The sequence below is a fragment of the Wolbachia endosymbiont of Armadillidium vulgare str. wVulC genome (assembly GCF_001027565.1).
Lineage (GTDB): Bacteria > Pseudomonadota > Alphaproteobacteria > Rickettsiales > Anaplasmataceae > Wolbachia.
The window spans coordinates 113,326-136,903 of the sequence record NZ_ALWU01000001.1; the positions used below are offsets into that span (position 1 = coordinate 113,326).

The 23,578-nt window shown below is 34.8% G+C and carries 19 protein-coding genes and 9 pseudogenes; 8 read left to right on the forward strand and 20 right to left on the reverse strand.

Annotated features, from left to right (window positions below; all coding sequences use genetic code 11):
• Positions 1-239: 239 nt before the first annotated feature.
• Together wVul_RS10370 and wVul_RS10375 are read left to right on the forward strand one after the other, a co-directional pair.
• Positions 240-368, forward strand: a pseudogene (locus wVul_RS10370) (WPE palindromic element domain-containing protein); the annotation flags it as partial.
• A 557-nt stretch (positions 369-925) separates the two neighbouring features.
• Positions 926-1,054, forward strand: a pseudogene (locus wVul_RS10375) (WPE palindromic element domain-containing protein); the annotation flags it as partial.
• A 234-nt stretch (positions 1,055-1,288) separates the two neighbouring features.
• Here wVul_RS10375 and wVul_RS00535 read toward each other — a convergent pair.
• The 4 genes and pseudogenes from wVul_RS00535 to wVul_RS08035 form a co-directional block, all read right to left on the reverse strand.
• Positions 1,289-2,620: a DNA recombination protein RmuC gene (locus wVul_RS00535; RefSeq protein WP_047758735.1), complete on the reverse strand. Its 1,332-nt coding sequence runs from the start codon at positions 2,618-2,620 to the stop codon at positions 1,289-1,291.
• A gap of 106 nt (positions 2,621-2,726) precedes the next feature.
• On the reverse strand, positions 2,727-3,329 hold the full coding sequence (locus wVul_RS09415; protein WP_047758736.1) for a hypothetical protein: 603 nt from the start codon (positions 3,327-3,329) through the stop codon (positions 2,727-2,729).
• Positions 3,330-3,417: 88 nt separating this feature from the next.
• On the reverse strand, positions 3,418-4,557 hold the full coding sequence (locus wVul_RS00545) for a phage major capsid protein (RefSeq protein WP_047758737.1): 1,140 nt from the start codon (positions 4,555-4,557) through the stop codon (positions 3,418-3,420).
• A gap of 664 nt (positions 4,558-5,221) precedes the next feature.
• Positions 5,222-5,320: pseudogene (locus tag wVul_RS08035) on the reverse strand (orotidine-5'-phosphate decarboxylase); the annotation flags it as partial.
• A 104-nt stretch (positions 5,321-5,424) separates the two neighbouring features.
• Between wVul_RS08035 and wVul_RS00550 the strand changes: the two are divergent.
• A complete protein-coding gene (locus tag wVul_RS00550) occupies positions 5,425-5,700 on the forward strand; it encodes a hypothetical protein (protein ID WP_047758738.1) in 276 nt (91 codons plus the stop codon).
• 133 nt (positions 5,701-5,833) lie between these two features.
• Here wVul_RS00550 and wVul_RS00555 read toward each other — a convergent pair.
• From wVul_RS00555 to wVul_RS00565, 3 genes and pseudogenes are all read right to left on the reverse strand, one after another.
• Positions 5,834-7,036: pseudogene (locus wVul_RS00555) on the reverse strand (IS256 family transposase).
• Between the two features lie 119 nt (positions 7,037-7,155).
• Positions 7,156-7,827, reverse strand: a complete 672-nt coding sequence (pyrF, locus tag wVul_RS00560; protein WP_047758739.1) for an orotidine-5'-phosphate decarboxylase — start codon at positions 7,825-7,827, stop codon at positions 7,156-7,158.
• Positions 7,828-7,863: 36 nt separating this feature from the next.
• Positions 7,864-9,012 carry a coiled-coil domain-containing protein gene (locus tag wVul_RS00565; protein WP_047758740.1) on the reverse strand — a complete coding sequence of 383 codons (1,149 nt, stop codon included), beginning with the start codon at positions 9,010-9,012 and terminating at the stop codon, positions 7,864-7,866.
• Between the two features lie 283 nt (positions 9,013-9,295).
• On the opposite strand from wVul_RS00565, the pseudogene wVul_RS08040 reads away from it, so the two are divergent.
• A pseudogene (locus wVul_RS08040) lies at positions 9,296-10,398 on the forward strand (IS256 family transposase).
• A 63-nt stretch (positions 10,399-10,461) separates the two neighbouring features.
• Here wVul_RS08040 and wVul_RS00580 read toward each other — a convergent pair.
• The 13 genes and pseudogenes from wVul_RS00580 to wVul_RS10010 all read right to left on the reverse strand — a co-directional run bounded on the left by wVul_RS00580 (position 10,462) and on the right by wVul_RS10010 (position 18,361).
• Positions 10,462-10,875, reverse strand: a complete 414-nt coding sequence (locus tag wVul_RS00580) for a hypothetical protein (protein ID WP_047758741.1) — start codon at positions 10,873-10,875, stop codon at positions 10,462-10,464.
• A gap of 569 nt (positions 10,876-11,444) precedes the next feature.
• A pseudogene (locus wVul_RS10380) lies at positions 11,445-12,398 on the reverse strand (IS110 family transposase).
• Positions 12,399-12,502: 104 nt separating this feature from the next.
• A pseudogene (locus tag wVul_RS08055) lies at positions 12,503-13,595 on the reverse strand (IS256 family transposase).
• 79 nt (positions 13,596-13,674) lie between these two features.
• The gene (locus tag wVul_RS09625; RefSeq protein WP_238580334.1) at positions 13,675-14,424 is read right to left on the reverse strand and encodes a hypothetical protein; all 750 of its coding nucleotides are present in this window, start codon (positions 14,422-14,424) and stop codon (positions 13,675-13,677) included.
• A gap of 77 nt (positions 14,425-14,501) precedes the next feature.
• The gene (locus wVul_RS00605; RefSeq protein ID WP_153295372.1) at positions 14,502-14,723 is read right to left on the reverse strand and encodes a hypothetical protein; all 222 of its coding nucleotides are present in this window, start codon (positions 14,721-14,723) and stop codon (positions 14,502-14,504) included.
• Between the two features lie 14 nt (positions 14,724-14,737).
• Positions 14,738-15,169, reverse strand: coding sequence for a group II intron maturase-specific domain-containing protein (locus wVul_RS00610; RefSeq protein ID WP_161794178.1), 432 nt, complete (start codon positions 15,167-15,169; stop codon positions 14,738-14,740).
• Between the two features lie 218 nt (positions 15,170-15,387).
• Positions 15,388-15,729 carry a hypothetical protein gene (locus tag wVul_RS08065; RefSeq protein WP_153295381.1) on the reverse strand — a complete coding sequence of 114 codons (342 nt, stop codon included), beginning with the start codon at positions 15,727-15,729 and terminating at the stop codon, positions 15,388-15,390.
• Complete coding sequence (locus wVul_RS08070) at positions 15,719-16,174, reverse strand: recombinase zinc ribbon domain-containing protein (RefSeq protein ID WP_161794179.1); 456 nt, start codon at positions 16,172-16,174, stop codon at positions 15,719-15,721. The genes wVul_RS08065 and wVul_RS08070 overlap by 11 nt, the downstream gene beginning before the upstream one ends.
• 61 nt (positions 16,175-16,235) lie before the next feature.
• Positions 16,236-16,382 carry a recombinase family protein gene (locus wVul_RS10215; RefSeq protein ID WP_153295385.1) on the reverse strand — a complete coding sequence of 49 codons (147 nt, stop codon included), beginning with the start codon at positions 16,380-16,382 and terminating at the stop codon, positions 16,236-16,238.
• Positions 16,342-16,836 carry a recombinase family protein gene (locus tag wVul_RS08080; RefSeq protein ID WP_161794180.1) on the reverse strand — a complete coding sequence of 165 codons (495 nt, stop codon included), beginning with the start codon at positions 16,834-16,836 and terminating at the stop codon, positions 16,342-16,344. Before wVul_RS08080 ends, wVul_RS10215 begins: the two co-directional genes overlap by 41 nt.
• A 17-nt stretch (positions 16,837-16,853) precedes the next feature.
• A complete protein-coding gene (locus wVul_RS08085; protein ID WP_153295389.1) occupies positions 16,854-16,991 on the reverse strand; it encodes a recombinase family protein in 138 nt (45 codons plus the stop codon).
• A 262-nt stretch (positions 16,992-17,253) separates the two neighbouring features.
• Positions 17,254-17,769 carry a reverse transcriptase domain-containing protein gene (locus wVul_RS00620; protein ID WP_202966467.1) on the reverse strand — a complete coding sequence of 172 codons (516 nt, stop codon included), beginning with the start codon at positions 17,767-17,769 and terminating at the stop codon, positions 17,254-17,256.
• A 460-nt stretch (positions 17,770-18,229) separates the two neighbouring features.
• Positions 18,230-18,361, reverse strand: coding sequence for a hypothetical protein (locus wVul_RS10010; protein WP_255351219.1), 132 nt, complete (start codon positions 18,359-18,361; stop codon positions 18,230-18,232).
• Between the two features lie 43 nt (positions 18,362-18,404).
• On the opposite strand from wVul_RS10010, the pseudogene wVul_RS10385 reads away from it, so the two are divergent.
• From wVul_RS10385 to wVul_RS00645, 4 genes and pseudogenes are all read left to right on the forward strand, one after another.
• Positions 18,405-19,482 (forward strand): annotated as a pseudogene (locus wVul_RS10385) (IS3 family transposase).
• Positions 19,483-19,624: 142 nt separating this feature from the next.
• A pseudogene (locus tag wVul_RS00635) lies at positions 19,625-20,692 on the forward strand (IS4 family transposase); the annotation flags it as partial.
• Between the two features lie 145 nt (positions 20,693-20,837).
• A complete protein-coding gene (locus wVul_RS00640; protein WP_047758744.1) occupies positions 20,838-22,256 on the forward strand; it encodes a gluzincin family metallopeptidase in 1,419 nt (472 codons plus the stop codon).
• Between the two features lie 20 nt (positions 22,257-22,276).
• Positions 22,277-23,353, forward strand: coding sequence for a rod shape-determining protein (locus tag wVul_RS00645; RefSeq protein ID WP_047758745.1), 1,077 nt, complete (start codon positions 22,277-22,279; stop codon positions 23,351-23,353).
• Positions 23,354-23,578 lie beyond the last annotated feature (225 nt).

Below are 23,578 nucleotides of genomic sequence, written 5' to 3' on the forward strand. Positions count from 1 at the left end.
CTTTTGTTGTCATCCCAGTGCTTTGACACACAACTGTACGAACATTGTGATTTGGGCCCATCAGGGGGTGTCATTCCAGTGCTTGACACTGGAATCTAGAAAATTTGATTGCAAATAAGCACGCTATACAACACTTTTGATGAAATTGAACAACGAAACTGGATCCACAGCTGTACGAACATTGTGATTTGAGAATAATCTCCGCCAGGAAGAGTGTCATCCCAGTGCTTTGGCACTGAGATCCAGAAAACTTAATTTTAAATAAGTACACCAGATAGCTGTATAATAAGAACTGGATTCCAGTGTCACGCACTGGAATGACATCATTTATTATGCAACATCGTGTCACATTGCAACGTTCGTACAGTTGTGTGCTTTGACACTGGGATCCAAGAAAATTCACAAGCAAGCTATTCGGTAAGCTTATGCTAAATTTGATGAGCTTAAATGGAAAAATGGATCCCAGTGTCAAGTTCTGGTTAATGTTCGTACAGTTGTGTGCTTGACGCTGGGATATTTGTTCCTATTTTCTCGTCTATCTTATTTTGCCACTCTGCTGAACAGATACAGTTAAGGAGACCAGAAAAAATATTTAAATGACAGCTAGGTACCCGTTCAGATGCATGGCAAATATTGAAACCCATGCTTCTTTTCTTGTCACCTAAGTAGCCTCTATTCAAGTAGCCCTTTTGTTGTCATCCCAGTGCTTTGACACACAACTGTACGAACATTGTGATTTGGGCCCATCAGGGGGTGTCATTCCAGTGCTTGACACTGGAATCTAGAAAATTTGATTGCAAATAAGCACGCTATACAACACTTTTGATGAAATTGAACAACGAAACTGGATCCACAGCTGTACGAACATTGTGATTTGAGAATAATCTCCGCCAGGAAGAGTGTCATCCCAGTGCTTTGGCACTGAGATCCAGAAAACTTAATTTTAAATAAGTACACCAGATAGCTGTATAATAAGAACTGGATTCCAGTGTCACGCACTGGAATGACATCATTTATTATGCAACATCGTGTCACATTGCAACGTTCGTACAGTTGTGTGCTTTGACACTGGGATCCAAGAAAATTCACAAGCAAGCTATTCGGTAAGCTTATGCTAAATTTGATGAGCTTAAATGGAAAAATGGATCCCAGTGTCAAGTTCTGGTTAATGTTCGTACAGTTGTGTGCTTGACGCTGGGATATTTGTTCCTATTTTCTCGTCTATCTTATTTTGCCACTCTGCTGAACAGATACAGTTAAGGAGACCAGAAAAAATATTTAAATGAAGCTAGTCTACTTTCAACCCCTCAGCATGTAAACTGCGTGGTAAAGACTCCAGCTCTTTTGCAGCGGCTAGTTCTTTATTTTTTGCATGTATACCAAGCTTATTGAATTCCCGAGCAGCAGGAAGCACTCTCGCTTCAAGTGAACCAGCAGTTTTATTGTAATGATCTACAGCGCTTTTTAAGCTCCTGCGTAAATTGTCAAAGTTTTCACCCATCGTGCAGATTCGCTCATATAAAATATGGCCTAGTTCACTTATTTTTTTCGCATTTTCGGCTATCATTTCTTGCTTCCATCCATAGGCTACTGCCCTAAGCAGCGCGATTAAAGTGATCGGTGTTGCAATAATCACTTTTTTTTCTATTCCAATTTCTATCAAAGCTGGCTCACATTCCAGTGCTGCACTGAAAACCCCTTCTCCTGTTAAGAAAAGCACCACAAGCTCTGGCGTATTTTCAAATTGGTTCCAATATTCCTTTCTACCTAGATCATTTATATGTTTTTTTATTGCCAGAGAATGATTCTTCAATTTTTCCCTTTGTATCTGCAAATCATTTTGTGACATAGCATCCATATAAGAATCAAGTGGTACTTTAGCATCTATTATTATTTGCTTTCCAGATGGCATTTTTATTATTAAATCAGGACGTAACAAATTGTCCTCATTTTTATCAATTACTGAGGCTTGAGTAAAAAAATCGCAATATTCAATCATTCCCGCCATTTCTACTACTCTTTTGAGTTGCATTTCACCCCACTTGCCCCTAATGTGAGGTTTCCTCAGGGCGTTAGCAAGGTTAGAGGTTTGACTCATTAATGCTCCAATTTGCTCCCTTAAACCTTCGTAGGCCCCTACCCTCTCTTTCTCTAGATCACGTATTTCACTATCGAATTTTTCTAATTTTTCTTTTATTGGCATTACAACTTCGTTGATTGTTGCTTGCCTTTTTTTGAAGTCACTTTCTGTTTCTTTTAGTTTATTATCTATTACTTCCTTTGCTAAGTTCAGAAAATTATTATTATTTACCTGCAAAGCATCAAGAGAAAGTGCTTTAAAAGTGTTTGTGAGTCTCTCCTCTGCTTTTGTCAGTAATTCTATTTCCTTTTTCTTTTCCTCACGCTCTTTTTGCAGAGTTACTTCAAGCTCTGCATTCCTCACTTTCAAATCAACTATCTCTTCATTCTTATTCAGTAAAGTTTGCTTTGCCTCTTGAAGTTCATGTTCTACTTTAAGTAAATTCCTTTCAAGCTCCTTACTTAGCTTTCTATTCTTTCTTGAAATGATATAGAGAAATAGTAATAAGGAGAGAACAAGAACTATAGAATTGAGAAGCATCAGAATAAAAAAACTGCGTTTACAATTCTATATGATTTTTGTTTATATAAGAAAGAAAAAAAGAGCACCTAAAGAGGTGCTTCTTTTTAACAGTTTGCTATAATGACTATACATTAAGAGATTGACTAGCACCAGCAGCGTGTTGTTCTGCTTCTGGATTAGTAGTTTCTGAATTTGGTGTGTTACTATTTGCAATAACTTTAGGTGCATTGAGATTTATTTCTATATACCTTTTTTTATCGCTCAAATCTAGCAGCCCTTTCATTTTTTCTGGCTCATTATCACCATAAACTTCTTTGCCATCTAGAGTCCCAACCGAATTTATAGATAGACGTATATTACCACTTTTCATTGTCGTTTTCGAGTCATAACGACCTGTGATATACAATTGTTTATCATTATTTAAATTTAAACAAAACTCGTCATCAATTACAGTGCTATCCCCTCTTTTGTTTTTAAAATGCTCTTGCAGTGTTTCATAATTCTCAGCTGATGTAACCAGCTTTATTTTACCATCGACAAACTTTAATAAAACATTATGTTTTGTTTTACCTTTAGCAGGTGCTTCTGATTGTGGCATATCTAAAAAGACAAAATCCTCTTCTTGACCAGTAGACTGATGGTTTTTCCAGCCTAATTTTCCTAAAATCCATGAAATTCCTGTGTGATCAGCAATCCATTTAAAAAACTTTTTTATGCTTTTCCACATATTGTACTCCTTAAATTAATAATATATTAACTTAATTATTTCATAAGAAACATGGTATGTCAACTATTTTAGAGAATATTATAAAACTTTAATACTTGCTCGCAATTTTTAACAATTTAATAGCGCTGGTGTTTACAACTTCTCCACCAACGCGCTTAGTGACAAAAAATCTAACATAAGGTTTGTTTGTATAAGGGTCTCTCAATATTCTCATCCCTCTGTTATCTACGATCTTATAAGCTTGTTTGAAATCTGCTACTGCAATCACTGTAGGTGGCATATCAGCAGATTGATATACTGGTATTCCCATTAAAGTATCTGGAGTTTCAAGAGATAAACTCGGCTGCCAAAGATATTGACCTGTTTCAGATTTTAGTAGCCTAACGTCCTTTAACGTACTCCTGTTCATCAAGAATGATGCATTTTTAGAGTAATGTTCATTCAGAGAATAGTACAATATCATTATGGTATCACTATCTAGCTCATCAGCTTTAATTTGCTCTATTTTATCTTCATAAGCTAAAATTCCTTTAGGCTGAAAAGTGCCATCACCTTTAATAAAGGCTTCATTCTCCTTCTTACTGAAAGTTTCGGCAACCTTTTCCACAAGCCAACTTTCAACATTGACAAATGCATCATCGAGCAATTTTTGTGATATTTGCGGCTGAGCATAGAGCTCATAAGTTGTGATGGAAATCTTTTGAATTTTAGGTGTACTTGTGTCTTGTGCAAAATCATACTTGGATTTATAGCCACCATCTTCATCTTCTACTGTTTCACCACTCCAACCTGCACCAGCACGGTCACAATCTTCTATAATATAATCCAATGTTTCAGTAGAGATTCTTTGATTGGAACATATTTGCCGCATTGGAGATGAATCAGCTATACGCTTGTTTATCCGTTTTACAATATGAGGAGTAACTAAATACCCTCCAATATCATTATCATCTCCACTGAGGGTTTTATGCGATAAATCGCCCTTGCGGACATAATCAGAAAAATGTTTGTCGTTTGTTGTGCTCGCCTCTGGACGTTGAGCTGCAGTTTCAATAAAATCTAAGCGCTCTTTGCAATTATCAATATTACTATTTATCTTACATAGCTGCTCGATTGTTGCAGGCCCTTTGCTTTCAATTTCTTTTAGTTTTCGATCATTTATTAGTTTAAATTGCTCCCATGATGAAGCGAGTTCATTGACACGGTGAGCGATATCAGTAAGTGACATAATAGCCTCCTTTAAAAATAAAATTAGAATAGTTATTGTAATTTGAGGATAATCTTTATCAGTACCTTTTCATTGTCATGCATGTAGCTAACACTGGAATCAAGAAAACCAGCGCGTGACGCTGGAATCCAGTTAAGTTAGTAAACATAAAAATAGCTATTTTATGTTAAAATACAACGTTTTGATGATTATGAAAAGGCTAGATGCTAGTGTCAAGCACTAGGATGACACTGTGTACCTAATTTAAAGAACTATCAACACTATACAGCGTTTATTTTTTCCTGTCAAGCACTTTTTTTCGCTGCATATCTGTTCAGGAGAATGTGCAAATAAAGTACGTAGCTGTACAAACTTGCCAAAACAATAAATGGTATCCTTTGAGTATCCTCAAAATTACAAGTATCAAAGTAGCTGCTTTATGTTAAAATACAATGGACTTCTTGCATAACCATATGAAAAATTAGCAGCTCACTGTTCTTTGTCATTCCAGCGCGTGACGCTGGAATCCAGAAAAAAAGAACCAGTGTCAAGCACTGGGATGACACCCATTTGCTCCCATAGTTGTCTTTTCTCGTCTACCTTGTTTTGCCACCCTGCTGAGCGGATACATACCGTTTGTTGCTTTTACTCTATGCTACCTTATCTACCTTGCCGCTCTCCTGCTTCAATCAGTAAGAGATTTCAATATTAATTCTGCACTGATGGATCTGCCAATTACAATAAACTCAGCTCCTGAATTCATTGCTTCTTTTAAGGTACCAGAAATGATTTCAACCTGTCATATATACCTAAAAAGTAATTATATTAATACAATATTTACACCTATATGCTAATATAGATATTGCTTTTAAAATTAAGGAGTAGATTATGAATAAAGAAAAAATAGAAAGTCCCGATCTTATATGCACACGTCAATGTAGATCACCATCCAAAAAAGCATGCGAAAACAAATGCCAAGATTACTGCATTAAGTATGAATTAGAAAAAGCAGAACGCGATTTAGATAATCTAAAAGATCCAGATAATTTAAGTGAGAAAGATCGGCAAGACCTTGACAAGTATCTAAAGTGTTTAGAAGATAATGATGATGATTTTGAATACTGTTTTTCAGGTGGTCAACCCAGTTCAGATTATCTATTTTAAAAAGCTTCTCGTTAAGTAACACTTTAATGAGAACGTAAAGTTATTGTCTATCGCAGATGAAATGCAAGATCAAGAGTTCATGTATTTTTAATCTGTAAAGGGAGTGTTAAATAAACTGTGTCAAACCACATTTTTAGCTCAACTGAATTTTCAATCTGTTAGGAAAGAAAATATCAAGCTGAGAAATAGTTAATGCCCAATTAGGCAAAGCCATGACCCATTTTTGCTCTACTTTTTTTATAGCACAATATACCTGTTTGTACAAGGCGTTTGTGTTGGTAAATGAGCCTTTGGTCTTAGTAAATTTTCTGATCTGCCTATGCAGCCCCTCAATAGGATTAGTAGTATAAATTAACTTTCTAACTGGACCTGAATACTTGAAATAACTGGACAAATTTTCCCAATTATTCTGCCAAGATTTTACAACTAACGGATACTTTTCGCCCCATTTTTCTTCCAGCTCAAGCAAATAATTTTCAGCAATTTCTTTACTTGTAGCACGATATATTTTTTTCAAATCATTCATAAAAACTTTCACATCTTTGCTAGATACATATTTCAATGAATTTCTTATCTGATGCACTATACATAGCTGTACTTCTGCATTAGGAAACACATTATTTATTGCTGTAGGAAAGCTTTTTAGTCCATCTACACAAGCTATCAGAATGTCCTCTATACCTCTCTCTTTTAGGTCATTTAATACACCCAACCAGAAGTTAGCTCCTTCGCTTTCAGCTAAATAAAAGCCCAGTACTTCTTTTTTACCATTTTGGTCTATGCCCAATATATTGTACATACATTTACTTACACAATGCCCATCCTCCTTGACCTTAAAAAACATGCCATCCATGAACACTATCGGGTATACAGATTGCAGTGGGCGACTGCGCCATTCATTGATTATCGGTAGCAATTTGTCAGTAATACTTGATATTTCTGCTGCAGATATTTTGTGATCATAAATTTCCTCAACATGTGACGCTATATCTCCATACCACTGGCAAATGTGCTTAAGACCTTTGCTTCAAGTTCGGGATGTAGGCTTGTTTGTCTTTTTCTAACTACTTGAGGTTCAAAGCTTCCCTCCCTATCTCTTGGTGTTAACAATTCAAATGAGCCTGCACTTGTACGTAAAGTTTTTCCCATTTCTTCGATTATTTTCTTCGCTTTCACCAGACAAGTGGTGTTCTATTTCACCTTCCAGACTTGCCTCAAGCAGCTTTTTTATAAACGGTGTCATCTCTTCCTGTTAGCGGTCTTCCTTCTCGTATAGACGACAGGTTTCTAATTCTTTATAATCTACCAATCCGGTAGTTTTATTTACTTGACTCATGTCAAACCTCCGTTTTTTTATATCAATTATATTTTTATTTCTTGGTTTGACACAGTTTATTTAACACTCCCTCTGTAAAAGACAGCATTTGATCTTAATAGTTATTTACCTGAACTGCTTCAATCAATAAGGGATTTCAATATTAATTCTGCATTACTTGCGGTTTTTGTAATTGGCCTGCCAATTACGATATAATCAGCTCCTAAATTTATTGCTTCTTTTGGTGTTGCTGTCCTTTTTTGATCATCATGACCTGAATCTATACGGATTCCTGGAGTAATAATTTTAAAGTCTTTACCACATTCTTGGCGTACTTCTTGAGCTTCTAATGCAGAGCAGACTATTCCATGTAGTCCAACCTTTTTTGCAAGCTTTGCGAGTAAAATTACCTGTGATTTTGTTTCTCTTGCTACTCCAAGCTCGCTTAGATCTTCATTACCCATACTAGTTAGTACTGTCACTCCAATTAGCTTTATCTTAGTGCCTTGCGCTGCATTTAGTGCTTCTTCAAGCATTTTTGTCCCACCGCTGATGTGCAATGTTAGCATTTCAACATCTAGAACCTTTATTGCTTCAATTGTTCTGGCTACAGTGTTTGGAATATCATGCAATTTCAGATCTAAAAAAATTGGTACATTGCATTTTGCAACTTCTCCCACTCCAGAAAGACCATGTGCAGCAAAAAATTCTAACCCAAGCTTTACCATGCCAACCTTATCACGCAGAGCATTAGCTAAAGATATAGCTTTATTCAAATCTTGTGTATCTAGTGCGCATATTATTGGGTTCATTATCTTGTATAATTTTTTTTATAATAAGGCTAATCATCACATTCTACAATCTCTATCCAGATACTCATGATGCTTTGTACACACTAAATCCAATAATTTGGTAGGAGTCGATGAAAAGTTGGCATATCCAGAATCTTCAAATTCTGATGATTCAGGATCTTTTTCCTCTAACTCTTTTAACACTGTTTGAATTTCACTAAATAGTTCTTTTAATACTGCTTCTGTATTACTATCTCCGCTCTTTGTTTCTTCTATTTTGTATATTATACAATTCACTACTTTATTAATTTGATCATCTTTCTCTAAGAGTGAAATTTTAAAACTCCTCACCTTATTATCGTAATCTTTTGTTAAGTCAAGGAACCGATCTTCAATAGAACCATTTGCTTGATTTAGCTCTTCAGATTTCTTTTCTAACTCTTCAGATAAATATTTCTTTTCTTTTGTAAGCCTTTTAATTTTGTCTTGTTGTTCACTTAATTCGTTATTTAATGTATCCTTCTTTCTATGTAATTCTTCTATTTCCTCGCTTAATATTTCTTTATCTTTAGATATTTTTCCTATTCTCTTGAGTAAATCCTCTTTTTCTTTAGATAATTTTTCTACTTCCTTTTCCTTATGCAGTTTTGCATTTTTCAATTCTGTACGTTTATTATTGTCTATTTTCCTTTTCAATTCCGTTATGCATTTTTCTTTTTCGGCTAGATTAGCTTCTTTTTTCTGTAACTGCTCACGTAAAAGCAAGATCTCAGAAAGTAATTCATCAAACTTATCTTTCGTTATTTTTTCTAATTTTTCTATATAGCGCTTTTTAGCTTCTAATTTTCGCTCTAAAGATTCCCTCTCACTTTCTAACTTACTTTCTAACACATTTACCTTATTTACTTCCCTGTTTAGATTTTGCTCTTCTCTGGTTAATTGATCCTTTAAATTTTCTATTTTTTTTGCAGCCAGAGTTATTTTCTCTTCTAACTCTCGCTCTTTTTGAGTAAATTTATTCTCTATTCTCCTATTGTTACTCATTATTTTATATAAGAGCATAAGAGCCAAAGCAGACAATGCAGCTAAAGCGAGAATTAAAGAACTAGGTACATTAATAAGCACTAAAGATGTAAGTAATGTAAGAGTAGCTAGAGAACTAGCTATAAAATAAAATGTATTACCTTTATTAAGTAAATTGTTCATAACCTATATACAAAACTGCTGCAGTTTTATATATATTGATTAAAATTGTCTTACCTGTAGACCATACGCGTCAAGTTAAGGAAAAAGATATGAGGAGATAGAATAATAAGTTCTCACAGATATGTTTTTAGTGAGAGAAGTAACGATGAATAAAATAACTTGCCTATCAAAAGACCTCAACAAATTTTTCAATGAAATGGCAATTCTTCTCTGGGAGTGTTAAATAAACTGTGTCAAACCAAGAAATAAAAATATAATTGATATAAAAAAACGGAGGTTTGACATGAGTCAAGTAAATAAAACTACCGGATTGGTAGATTATAAAGAATTAGAAACCTGTCGTCTATACGAGAAGGAAGACCGCTAACAGGAAGAGATGACACCGTTTATAAAAAAGCTGCTTGAGGCAAGTCTGGAAGGTGAAATAGAACACCACTTGTCTGGTGAAAGCGAAGAAAATAATCGAAGAAATGGGAAAAACTTTACGTACAACTCATTTGAGTTGTTAACACCTAGAGACAGGGAAGGAAGCTTTGAACCCCAAATAGTTAGAAAAAGACAAACAACAGAACTTGAAGCAAAGGTCTTAAGCACATTTGCCAGTGGCATGGAGATATAGCGTCACATATTGAGGAAATTTACGATCACAAAATATCGGCGGCAGAGATATCAAGTATTACTGACAAACAGTAATCAACGAATGGCGTAGTCGTCCGCTGCAGTCTGTATATCCGATAGTTTTCATGGTTTTTTAAGGAGTTGTGTAAGTAAATGTATGTATAATATATTAGCAAAATGGCAGAAAAGAAGTTTTATTTAGCTGAAAGTGAAGTTCTGGTTGGGAGTACTAAATGATCTCAAAGAGAGAGGAGTGGAAGATATTCTAATTGCATGTGTAGATGGGCTAAAAAGCTTTCCTGCAGCAATAAACGGTGTGTTCCCTAATGCAGAATGTGTATAGTGCATCAGATACGTAACTCACTGAAGTATGTAGCTAGTAAAGAGTTTTTTGAGTGATTTAAAGAAAAGCTTCAAGTAAGGAAATTGCCGAGAATTATCTGTTGGAATTAGATGAAAAATGGGGCACAAAGTACCCTATAATCTTGGCAGAATAATTGGGAAAACCTATCTGGTTATTTTAAGTATTCCGACCCAGTTAGGAGGATAATCTATACTACTAATCCCATAGAGGGGCTACATAGGCAAATTAGGAAATTCACCAAAACCAAGGGCTCATTTACTAGCATAAATGCCTTGTATAAACAGGTATATTGTGCTATAAAGAAAGTGGAGGAGAAATGGACTATGCCTGTACATGATTGGGCATTGACTATATCTCAGCTCGACATTTTCTTTCCCAACAGATTGAAAATTGAGTTGAATTAAAAATTCGGTTTGACACAGTTTATTTAACACTCCCAATAACAGATTTTTAGGCAAGGTCAAGGGTTATAAATTACCTTTCTTCAAGCCGATTTTCGAGATTACAATTTTATTTACCTCTTGTGAGTAGCTCTCTACAGTTGGAGTTACATTAAATTCTACTATGTTTTTATCCAAAGTTACATCACTTACCACATAGTCAGAATTCGAAAGATCACTAGAATAGCTTCCGCTTCTCCAGCTACCCTCTGATATTTGCAAATACTCTTTGTCTAGCCATATAAGAGATGTTCTCTCATGATCTTTATGAGAAAATGCTAAATTTTCATCTTCTTTTCCACACGCGTGGAGCACCAGCGAGTATAAGTAAAAATCATCTTTAATATGCTGACCATCTTTATTATATTTGTGTACTTCATAATAAAAGTTATCATCAACAAATTCTGAATCATTATTGAAAAAATCTATAAAGTCTGTCATGATGTTAGCCTCTTTTATTAATAAATTACTAATAGTGTAACTAATATTTTTATATAAGTTAATTTATTAACTAAAATTTTGAACTAAACTCACAAGTAACTTGTCATTCCTTACTGGGAAGATTTTCCTGCTTTTCACTGTTTGTTAATATATATCAAGATCTTCGCTATTTTATGTTAATATCCTTACATATTTGAGTATAAGTTTCTGTGAGCATTAGTGATCTCCTTTATAAACGTTACAACACTAATCCATAAAACTTCTCTAGATACTGTCTTTACTGTCAACAAATTATTTGACTAAAAAGATAAAAAATAACAAAAAAATTTAAGGTTACATCTTCTATAAATTAGTGTAACTGTGCTTTTGTTTGTATAGGCGCACAGTTACACTAACTTATCATTGTGTCTTCTTATATAATAGGGCTTTGTTTTAAAATAACCAAGCGTCTCTATCAAAATGAAATAGTAGCTATATAGCACCAAAACTCTAAGCACAGTCTTTTATGTTAAATAGCATATATTTCAAAACTGTTGAGCATAAGCTCATGTTACTCCTTACTGTCAAAATTATTTCACTAAATTACCATTGAATGGTTGATTGTTTTTAAGAATACCAAAAAATACATGCTTTAGTTTTCTCATCAGCGCAACAATTATGACCATTGGACATTTTCCTTTGCTTGCTAAACGTTGGCAAAATTTTTGAAAGTGAGAATTACGGTTTTTGACTACTATAGCTGGCATATAAAGAGCCTTGCGGATACGCTCAGATCCTATTTTACATATTCGGCTTTTTTTACTTACGGATGATCCTGATTGGTAATATTGAGGATTTAAACCAGCAAAAGCTGTTAGCATGATCAAAATTATCAATTAATGGCATTTCTGTAATAACAGCAATAGCAGTAAGGTGTCCTACACCTTTTACAGTCTTAAGATTTTCTATCATATTTTTTAGGTGTGAGTAGTTATTGATATGCTCGTTAATTTCTTTCTCTATGGAAGCAGTTTGTGTGTCTATTGTAGCAATCACCTCAAGTATGGCTTGTTTGCAACTGGAATACATATTTTTATTTTCCAAACGTGTTGCAACTTGTCATCTTTAAGTGCTTGCAAACAACGATAAAGTTACCTTAAACGCCTAATTTCAGAAGGGGCGGGTTTCCAAAGGTTAGGTTTGTTAGCAATACAAAATCTAGCAATCATAGCAGCATCTGACTTATCTGTTTTATTTCTAAGTAGCTCACTTCTGCCAAAAGCTTTGATTTGGGCTGGGTTTATTACGCTTACATTGTGTCCCAGATCATACATAAAATTAACTAAATCTTCACTATAACAACCTGTCGCTTCAAGACACATATGAATATGCTCTGCTCTGTGATTATTGCACCAAGCTACAAGCTTTGCAAAACCATCATGGTGATTTTGAAAGACTTTGTGTCGTTCTTTGTTGCCTAACAATAAACAAACATCAAATTTTTTTTTAGAGATGTCCACACCTAAAACAGCATTTGCTTGCATAACATTGCCTCCAAGACTATAACAAATTAAGAGTTAGACTAACCTTGCATACGGGATATAATTCCAAAGAGGGAGTGTTAAATAAACTGTGTCAAACTGCATTTTTAATTCAACTCAATTTTCAATCTGTTGGGAAAGAAAATGTCGAGCTGAGATATAGTCAATGCCCAATCATGTACAGGCATAGTCCATTTCTCCTCCGCTTTCTTTATAGCACAATATACCTGTTTATACAAGGCATTTATGCTAGTAAATGAGCCCTTGGTTTTGGTGAATTTCCTAATTTGCCTATGTAGCCCCTCTATGGGATTAGTAGTATAGATTATCCTCCTAACTGGGTCGGAATACTTAAAATAACCAGATAGGTTTTCCCAATTATTCTGCCAAGATTATAGGGTACTTTGTGCCCCATTTTTCATCTAATTCCAACAGATAATTCTCGGCAATTTCCTTACTTGAAGCTTTTCTTTAAATCACTCAAAAAACTCTTTACTAGCTACATACTTCAGTGAGTTACGTATCTGATGCACTATACACATTCTGCATTAGGGAACACACCGTTTATTGCTGCAGGAAAGCTTTTTAGCCCATCTACACATGCAATTAGAATATCTTCCACTCCTCTCTCTTTGAGATCATTTAGTACTCCCAACCAGAACTTCACTTTCAGCTAAATAAAACTTCTTTTCTGCCATTTTGCTAATATATTATACATACATTTACTTACACAACTCCTTAAAAAACCATGAAAACTATCGGATATACAGACTGCAGCGGACGACTACGCCATTCGTTGATTACTGTTTGTCAGTAATACTTGATATCTCTGCCGCCGATATTTTGTGATCGTAAATTTCCTCAATATGTGACGCTATATCTCCATGCCACTGGCAAATGTGCTTAAGACCTTTGCTTCAAGTTCTGTTGTTTGTCTTTTTCTAACTATTTGGGGTTCAAAGCTTCCTTCCCTGTCTCTAGGTGTTAACAACTCAAATGAGTTGTACGTAAAGTTTTTCCCATTTCTTCGATTATTTTCTTCGCTTTCACCAGACAAGTGGTGTTCTATTTCACCTTCCAGACTTGCCTCAAGCAGCTTTTTTATAAACGGTGTTATCTCTTCCTGTTAGCGGTCTTCCTTCTCGTATAGACGACATCTTTATAATCTACCAAACCGGTAGTTTTATTTACTTGACTCATGTCAAACCTCCGTTTTTTTATATCAATTATATTTTTATTTCTTGGTTTGACACAGTTTATTTAACACTCCCCTGTTATTTTAACCTGGAGCACTTATACTCCTCCTATTTCCACTTGACTTGCTATGCTGCACTGAGTGACTTGAGTTCATACTAGCACCCTGATTTTCTGCACAGCCTTCTCTACAGGAATTTAACGAAGAGTTCACTATATCGCCATACCCTAAATCTTTTACTGCTTCCAAGACTCCCTCCTCAATTTTTTTTATAATCTCTAGACTTAAGTTAGGGTAAAATTTATTTAACGCTTCTCTTATGTGAATCGTATACTTTTTATCTATATCAATATATTCGCCATCTTGTCTGCTCTTCTCACATCCTCTTCGATCACATTCATCAATTTGCTCTTCAAGGCTACACTTTTTTAATATGTCACAATTTATGTTTGCTTTTACTTCTTCGCTTATTTTTTTCTCTAATTCATCCTTAGTTTCATCATCAATCTCAAACTTAAGATCTTTCATTATCTCATTTTTTATCTTTTCTTTCAATTCATTCTCAGTCTTATCACCAATCTCAAACTTAAGACCTTTCTCTAGCTCACTCTTAATATCTTCTTTCAGTTCATTTTTAGTCTTATCATCAATCTTACACTTAAGATCTTTACCACATTTATCATAAATCAACTTACTCTTATTGACTTTACAATCATCCAACTTTGTGAACAAATTAACTTTCACCATGTCACTAACAGAACATGTATCAGGTGGTAATGAACATGCACGACTTGTATTTTTTTGATTTGAATAAAAATAGGTACTTTTTAACATAAAATGACTCCATTAGTAAATAAATTTATTAAACATAAAATGAAGTGTGTACTAACAATGTACATATTTCACTACTTTCATATAATATAAACAGTACTTTCTGGCACTGACACATTGTAAGCAGAAAAGAAAAGTTCTCTATCTACTATAGAGTTATTCACCGCCTCTACGCATCTATCACATTCAGAATTGCCGTGACAACTGCCCGCAATTCTACCGTCTACAATCTCAAGGAGAGTAGACCAGGAGAACTTCCCTCCTGGCCCCTCGCAGAACCCTACGCGAGACTCTTGCCTCATAAGGCTCCCACTAGTCATTGCCCTAATCCTATACTTAATTTCCAGTGCACAAAAAGATTTGGTCTACTCTTTGCGATTCTTTCTAGTAACTTAGCTGCTTTGGTCTTATGCCTATTCAGCTTCTTGTACTTTGTCTGCAACCACTTTCTGAGTTTCCTATTAAACATTCTTATTATGCTATCTAGTGCAGTTATATGATGCTTCCCGTAATAGTTAAACCACCCTCTCAGGATTGGATTACATATTCGTGATATATCTTCTATTTCCAAGTTTGTTCTTCTAGCAAATTTCCAGCTTCTAATTTCTTTCTTCATCTTGTTCAGGCTTTCTTTACTTACAGTTGGAGTAAAACTTACAAACAGACTACTATCTTTTCTATTTCGTACAAGTCTTTTTCGAAATTCATATCCAAGAAATGTAAATGACACATTCTCATGATTATCCATTCGTTTTCCATCTTGACAGTAGATAATTTTGGTCTTTGTATGCTTTACTTCCAATTTGCAAATCTTCAGTCTCTGTTCAAGTTGAGTTAAAATTAGTTGTGCTTGGTACACAATGTATAACACCATCATCAGCATATCTTGCCCACTTTACACTTGGATATTCTCTTCTCATCCATGCATCAAAGCTGTAGTGCATGAATAGATTGCTTAAGATAGGACTAACTACCCCGCCAACAATGTTGCAAATTTTTCTTTTCTTCTCGATTATTTCCAGGAGAGTTTGGTAGCTCTTTTACACGAAATACCACATTTACGTCCTCAAGGTTAATTTCAATTCTCTTGACTAACGTTCTAATAATATCACGTTTAGTTAGCCAGCCTGCGTTATCAAGGTTTGATGTAATATTGGAAGAAAAGTCTTCTAAATTGGTTACAACCAAAGTTAATTCCTGTTTTAATTTCTTTTGATCGAATATCCTTTTCTTCTCCTCTTCAATTGTTTTTAAACTTTGTTTCATTGCTTTAATTCGTGGTTCAAATTCTTCTTGATTATTGAGCATAACTATCAATAAGTCTAGCAATACCACGTTTTAATTTATTTTCTTGTTTCTCTAGTAAATCGCTTTTTTGATCCCATGATGATTTTTTAAGCTCTGAAAGTCTACGCCTGTATTCTTCTAAAACCCTATTTGGATTTTTCAATAAATGCTTAACCTCTTCCCACACGGCTGTTTCTAATGCATCTGTACGAATGTGTTTATTATCACAAATTTTATTACCACCAAAACGGTAAGAATCTCTACCTATACAATGATAATAAGCATAATGATCAATTTTTTCTCCTCGCTTATTTCTTACAGGACTTCCGTAATATGCATAACGACAACGCTTACATACTTGTAGTGAATGTTTTGCTCCTCTTTCTCTTGTCCTTGCTATTTTTCTATTTTCAGCTAATTGTTCTTGAGCTATATCAAATACATCTTCGTCCACTATATTTGGCACTTTAACATAAATCCAGTTTGCTTTTTCAACAGAATAGGTAGAGTAATTATCTTTCGGTTGTTCACAAGAATGTTTCTGTGGTCTGATATGTTGTACCTACTTTTGTTTTACCAAAAGCTGCTTGTCCTTTGTAAGCAGGGTTTTTTAACATACCCCAAATCACACTTCTATCCCAGCACTTTTTTCCTGTTCGTGTTATAATAGACATAGTGTTTAGCCGACGACACACTTCCCCAACTTTCTCTTCCTACCCACAAAAATACTTTCCTAACAACATTAGCTTCTTCTTCGTTTATTTCAAATAAAGCTTGTCCTCCTCCCATATATTTATCTATATAACGATAACCATAAGGAGCTCCTCCCATTACGCTTACACAACCTTTATTAGCTGCGTAAATCTTTCCGCGACGACTTCGTTCCATAATTTTCGCTCGTTCATATTCTGCTATCATACCTTGCATTTGTAACAGTAACTGAGATTCTGGATTATTGTTAATCTCATAATTTAAGAAAACCGTTTCTGCTCCTGCTTTCTCAAATTCTTCAAATTTGATATGCATATTTCCTAGATAAGCGATCAGGTGAATGAATCTATCAATTTTACCTTCTGTTACTTTATCACGTAATTTTTCTAGATCAGGACGGACTAACACTGTAGCCATTGTCAATAAATTTATACTCACTTGTACCCATCCGTACTAATTTGCTTCTCTAAAGCTGCAACTTGACTTGCTATTGTATTTTCTTGTGCTTGTTTCCCTGAAGAAACTCTTGCATATAAACTCACTGTTACCATTTGATCCTCCTTGAATCCCATTTTTATGTTTTAAATTTTTTTGGCTTACTTGCTTTGACACGGCTTTTTCATAAGCATCTAACAAATACTTTTCTGCCAACTGGTTAGTTTCATAGCTACAGCTAATCCGTATAGCTAATCTCTTATTCCCCATGAACTTTCCTTGAAATAATATGTTCATATCATTCATTGAAACTGATGGTTAATTGATTGTTGGCACTATAAATAAATGGCACTCTTGTTTTTGGACATAGAAGTTTTCGAGAAATGCTTTTCTCTAATTTTACGTTTTTTGCAACATTGTTGGCGGGGTAATTACACCTCCCTGCGGCACTCCGCCGAGACGCTTTATCTTTGTTCCATCTTCAAGTTGCATATCTGCACTTAGCCATCTTTGTATGTATAAGATAACCCATTTGTTTGTAGTGTGTCTTCTGACTGCTTTCATCAGTAGATTGTGGTCTATGTTGTCAAACATTCCCTTGATGTCAAACTCTATTAACCAATTTTGGTATCGCTTCCTGGTTTGTCCTATGGCATCTAATGCTGATTTATTTGGCCTATAACCATATGAATCTTCATCAAATGCCTTCTCAAGTTCTGGTTCTAAAACACTTCTTACAACTTCCTGTGCTATACGATCCGAGACAGTTGGTATTCCAAGTGTCCTTGTCCCTCCATCTGCCTTAGTTATATCACAAGCCTTCACTGCAGGTGGAAAATAACTACCGGATGATAGCCTATTCCATAGCTTGTAAAGGTTCTTGCTTAAGTCTTGATCAAACTTTTCAATTATCAATACCTGCTCCTCCTCTGTTTTCTTTAACTCTTTTATAAGCCAAAAACACTAGAGATTTTGGTATGTTAAAAGGCTTTGTTCTTTCAATCATTTTCATCCTCCTTCAAGTTGAATGATTTACTAAAATCAACTAGTTCAACCCCTTTGCTCCATGGTCATTACAACCACTTCTTCACTACTACGCGCCCCAGTGATTTGCATCGCTACTCTAAAGCTTGAGGATTAGCCTCTTGCTTATCTCGCTTTTCATCAAATCGACTGGTTCCTGCAGTTCCTTATTAAAGCCCAGATCAGACTCGCGCTACCTTTATGCCGAACACCACCTACACAGTAATCAGGTTTCTTGTAAGCTCATTAAGAGGAGAACGACTCACTCCCCCTTTCGATGTTCACTTCCCATTTCGACACGTTCATCAGTGGTTCACTTACGTTCGCCTTTCTGATCCTCACCTTCCAGCTCTTACGCTGATTTTTCCTTAACGCTTATGACCCTATCTCTTAAATAGAGCCACTTAAGGTGGTTTGAAACCTGCTCCTGAAAACCGATTTCGAAGGACCTTCCTTCATCTTCAATAAAGCTTCTCACAAACATTATTCTGCTTGTTGCTGCAGCACACAGCCATTTTTGAGGTAAAATAAAACATGATTATGAGGGCTTATTATACAGAAAAAAGTACACAGTGGAATTTAAATTAGAGGCAATAAAGTTGGTAAAGGAAACGGGGCAAGCAAAATAGCTAAAGATTTAGGAATAGATAACAGTACACTAAGTGACTGAAAATATAACGAAAAAGGATCAATAGAAGAAGCATTTCCTGGTAAGGGAAAGTTGGCACCATGTGATAAAGAAAAGTTTGAATTAAAGAAAGAACTAACAAGAGTTACTAGAGAAAGAGACATTTCAAAAAAAGCCCTGGGATATTTTGCAAGTTACAAAGATTTATTTATCAAAAAGCATAGAAACTACTATAAAGTACAGGAGTTATGCAGGATTTTGAAAGTATCTGCTAGCGGCTACTATGGACTAGTAAGAAGAAAAGCAGCAACAAGGGAGCAGCTTCTAGCAGATATTCAAAAAATATACCAAGCATCTAATTGTAGATATGGGGCACCTAAACTAAAGGCTTTAGGTAAAAATTGCAACATCAAAACAGTGCAAGATGTAATGCAAAAAACAAGCTAAGCTTAGAAGAAGATTCAAAACTAAAAAACAGCAAACAGACAGTAGGATTATAGCTCCAAATATCCTGGATCAAAATTTTACTACGGACCAGCCCAATAAGGTATGGGTTTACTTGTATAAAAACCAAAGAAGGCTGGCTATATTGGGCAGCAATAATTGACTTATATTCACGTATGGTAGTTAATGAGTAGTTCAATGGATAAACAATTAATTATAGATGCTTTATTTATGGCTGTTAATAAACGCAAACCCGCCAAAGATCTACTGTTTCATAGTGATCAAGGTTTACCTCTAAAAATTATCAGTTTTTGCTGAACACAAAAAACATCATTTCCAGCATACAGGCTGTTGTTATGACAACTCTGTTATTGAAAAGCTCACTCAAACGGGAGCTTCTTATTGATGATACTTCGCAACACTCTGCTCAGCAAACTAGAACTGCTATATTTGAGTACATAGAAATTTTTATAACAAACAGCGTAGACATTCTACATTGCATTCCTGAGAAATTTGATTCATCATTTTCATAATAAAAATGCCTTAACTTCCTCTCTACTTTTTCTGGGTAAGGTCAGTATTTAAATCCTTACTATTACCCACAAATATAAATGGACTTATAAATAAAGTATTAGAATATTAAAGTTTGCAAATATTGAGGGTATAAAAATGGCAAGTGGGTTGGGAATTATCTCAAGAAAACGTAGTAAAGGTGTTATGCTGCATACAGCTTTTGCTGTTAGTACAGAAGGCTTGGCATTAGGAATAAAAAATTTACTCGAGACCACCTGTTTCTGAAGAAGCCAAAGAGCTAAAAGAGAGGAATCGTAAAAGAGCACATATTGAAGATAAAGAAAGTATAAAGTGGCTAGAAAGCCTAAAGAAAACAGATAGCATTATAGACTCAACTAAAACTGAAGCTATAACTGTATGTGATAGAGAGGCAGATATTTATGAATTTTTTGAACTTGCACGTAATCTTAACTCAGCAGTTTTAGTAAGAGCTTCCAAAGATCGAGATATAAATAGAAAATCCAGATTTTCCAACGATAAACAAAAATTATGGAATTTTTTGAAGACTTCTCTAGCATTGGTACAATAGAAATTGAAATCCCTGTTAGAGATAATAAGCCAAAAAGAACAGCATGTTTAGAGGTTAAGTTTGGGAAGTTTATGATGGATCCGCCTAAAAGGCACATAAGGTATAAAGAGTTATATAACCTACCACTTTATGCAGTTTATGTTGTTCTGTCCTCCTGAAGCAAGTCCGCTAGAGTGGATGCTTTTAACGAATCTTCCTGTTAATACTTTTAATGAGGCAGTTGAAAAGGTTAGTTGGTATTGTCTTAGATGGAAGATAGAGATACTTCATAAAATTTTAAAATCTGGCCTTAAAGTTGAAGAATGTAGACTTGAAACAGCAGAAAGATTAATGAGGTATTTAACGGTTATGAGTGTTATTGCTTGGAGAATTTTTTTTATTACAACAATTGCAAGAACCAATCCAACACTACTTTATTAGCTGAAGAAGAGTGGAAAGTTTTATACGCGAAAATACACAAATGCCCAAATGTAACTCCTACTATAAAAGAGGTTGTTTCATGGATTGCTCAGCTTGGAGGCCACTTAGCCAGAAAAAATGACCCAGAACCAGGCCCCATTACTCTTTGGAAAGGATGGAGACGTCTCTTTGATTTATCAGAAGGATGGAGGCTTGCTACTGAACTTTATACTTATGGGTAATAGTAAGGTTCTCGACCCTACGTTGAAAAATCCAATAAAGGAATAAAAATACAATTTTTTTATTGTACTGTAAGCAAATATACTTTTAACTTTATTATTAATCTATTACGATGTTAAACAGATATTTTCAAAACAATGAATAAAAATGAGATCTTGTAAGTTTTTAGAAAAAGTATTATGTGAGGTAAGGAATATCGAAAATACACTCAAAGTACTAAGCAAAAGCCAATTGGATATAGAGGATAAGATCGAACAAATGTGTCTTCTAGAGGAAATTAGACATGAAATTATCTCTCATGATGCAATAAAAGAATCATTAGCAGATGCTCTTAGCAATACTAAGGGTGCAGACGCTACGCAGCTAAAGTTAATAGAGGGAATACATAAAAGCAATAGTGCTATTCCTGTTGATTTAGTCAAATCTTTGTCCAAAGCTAAGATTGAATGTCAAAATTTATGGAAGCTATCTAATTATGAAGTCAGTAACTTAGAAAAGCTAAAAGAACGCTTTGCTGATCTAATCAAACTCATTCGTGAAGTAGCTTCTATAAAATCGCAGCAATTAAAGTGCTCAAAATATGACTCACTGCTTGCTGACTATGACTCTAATATCACAGAAAAGAACATAAAGGAAATATTTCCTAAGTTAGGCAAATTTTTTAGTGAAAACGTAGAGAAAATAATTGAAAAGCAGAAGAAAGATAAGGTTACCAGTATACAAAAAGTTGCAATTCAGAAACAGATTGAACTTGGCTCGTCGTGCTTACATCAAATGAGTGTTACACTAAATGAGATTTCCACTTCTTATTATGATCCTATAGATTATGATGAATCTGATTTTTGTTGTGGTTTGTTTTTACTTTTACGGCATAATGGTTATGCAATTCATCAAAAATGTTTAGCGCAAAATTCTATAAAGAGCTCCATTACGAAACATGTTATGCATGAAACTCAAGGGTTATTCATGGAAAGGATGATTGGAACATCTAGAGAATTTATTGAGTTCATCCAACCACACATAAAAGAGAAATTTGCTATAAAAGGCAAAACTAATAGCAGTGTTGAAAATTTGTACTTGATTTTCAATAAAGTAAATCTTTCATCTTTTTTAAAGAATGCGGATGAGTTCACTTTATTAGCACATATTATGATGAGAACTAAGTTAGAACAGGATATAATAAATGGTACGTTAGAAATCAAAGATCTGCATGATAAATGGCTTGAAGGTATTAAGCACTATAAAATTCCAGTAAAAGCTAAAAATGAGCTAGACACTTATTTTCAAGATGAGCATTGGACAAGTGGTGTTATAGGCTACTTTCCTATTAAAGTTATAGCATTAATCGCTGCTGTGCAGTTTTTTTCTTTCATTAAGAAGAATCATTACGAATGTTTGGATGCTATAGTAAAAGGAGATTTTAGTTTACTTATCGATTGGTTCTCTCAAAATGTATACAGTGCAAAGTATGACTTTTTGAAACAGCTAAAAAAGGTAACAGGCAGGGATTTAGATATTGAATGCTACACTAGCTACTTATCTGAAAAGTATAATTTGTCTCAATAAATGGTTTTCTTGAGTTGTGTATGAGTTTTGTTCAAAAATTAACCGGAAAGTTTTATAGCCTTTTTACTTTCAAAGGTTTGTTTGCTAGCGATATTGCTATAGACCTTGGTACTGCAAATACTTTAGTTTATCAGAAAAGTCAGGGGATAGTGCTTGATGAACCTTCTGTTGTAGCGAGAGTAAAAGAAAAAGGAAGCTACGTTCCTTATGCTTTTGGTAAAAAAGCTAAGATGATGCTTGGAAAGACGCCTGGAGAAATAGAAGCGATAAGGCCATTGAAAGATGGAGTTATTGCTGATTTTAAAAGCGCGGAAGAAATGTTAAAATATTTCATACGTAATGCAAACACAAAATTCACTGTCAATAAACCTAATATTATCATATGTGTTCCATCTGGGTCCACTCCAGTTGAAAGGCGTGCTATACAAGATGCAGCAGAAAGTGCTGGTGCAAACGAAGTATTCTTAATTGAAGAACCAATGGCTGCAGCAATTGGCGCTGGACTCCCTGTTACCGAGCCTGAAGGCTCTATGATTGTTGACATAGGGGGTGGTACAACTGAAGTTGCAATTATTTCTTTAGGTGGAATTGTTTATTCACGTTCTGCCAGAGTGGGTGGTGATATTATGGATGAGGCAATAAAGTCATATATTCGCGAAAATCACAAGTTATTAATTGGTGAAACAACTGCTGAAAAAATTAAGAAAAATGTAGGTTCAGCCAGTCTTCCAGGTGAAAATAACAAAGAGGGAATGATAATTAAAGGCAGGGATTTAGTGAGTGGCATGCCAAAGGAAATGCTTTTATCAGAATACCAAGTTGCAGAGAGTCTAATAGAACCTGTACATCAGATAATTTCTGCTATTAGGACTGCACTGGAGAGTACTCCACCTGAACTTTCTTCTGATATAGTTGATAGAGGAATAATTTTATCTGGTGGCGGTGGATTATTGCGTAACTTGGGTAAAGTTATTAGTGAAACAACAAGGTTACCAGTTCGCGTTGCAGATGATCCACTTTGTTGTGTTGCCTTGGGTAGTGGAAAAGTGCTTGAAAACATGGATTATTTTGGCCATGTTTTATTCAAGCAAGATTAAATTGTTTTTGAAGGTAGTTTATCGAATTGTTTTGATGGAATTATGTAATATAAATGAGATACCAGTGTCACGCACCAAGTAATTTGAAGGCAATTTTCATAAGGAAGGGGTGTCATCTCAGTGTCCAAACACTGAGATCCAGGAAACTTGATTACAAATAAATATGCTGTTTTAATGAATTTGTATAAATAGACACTAGATTCCAGTGTCACACACTGGAATGAC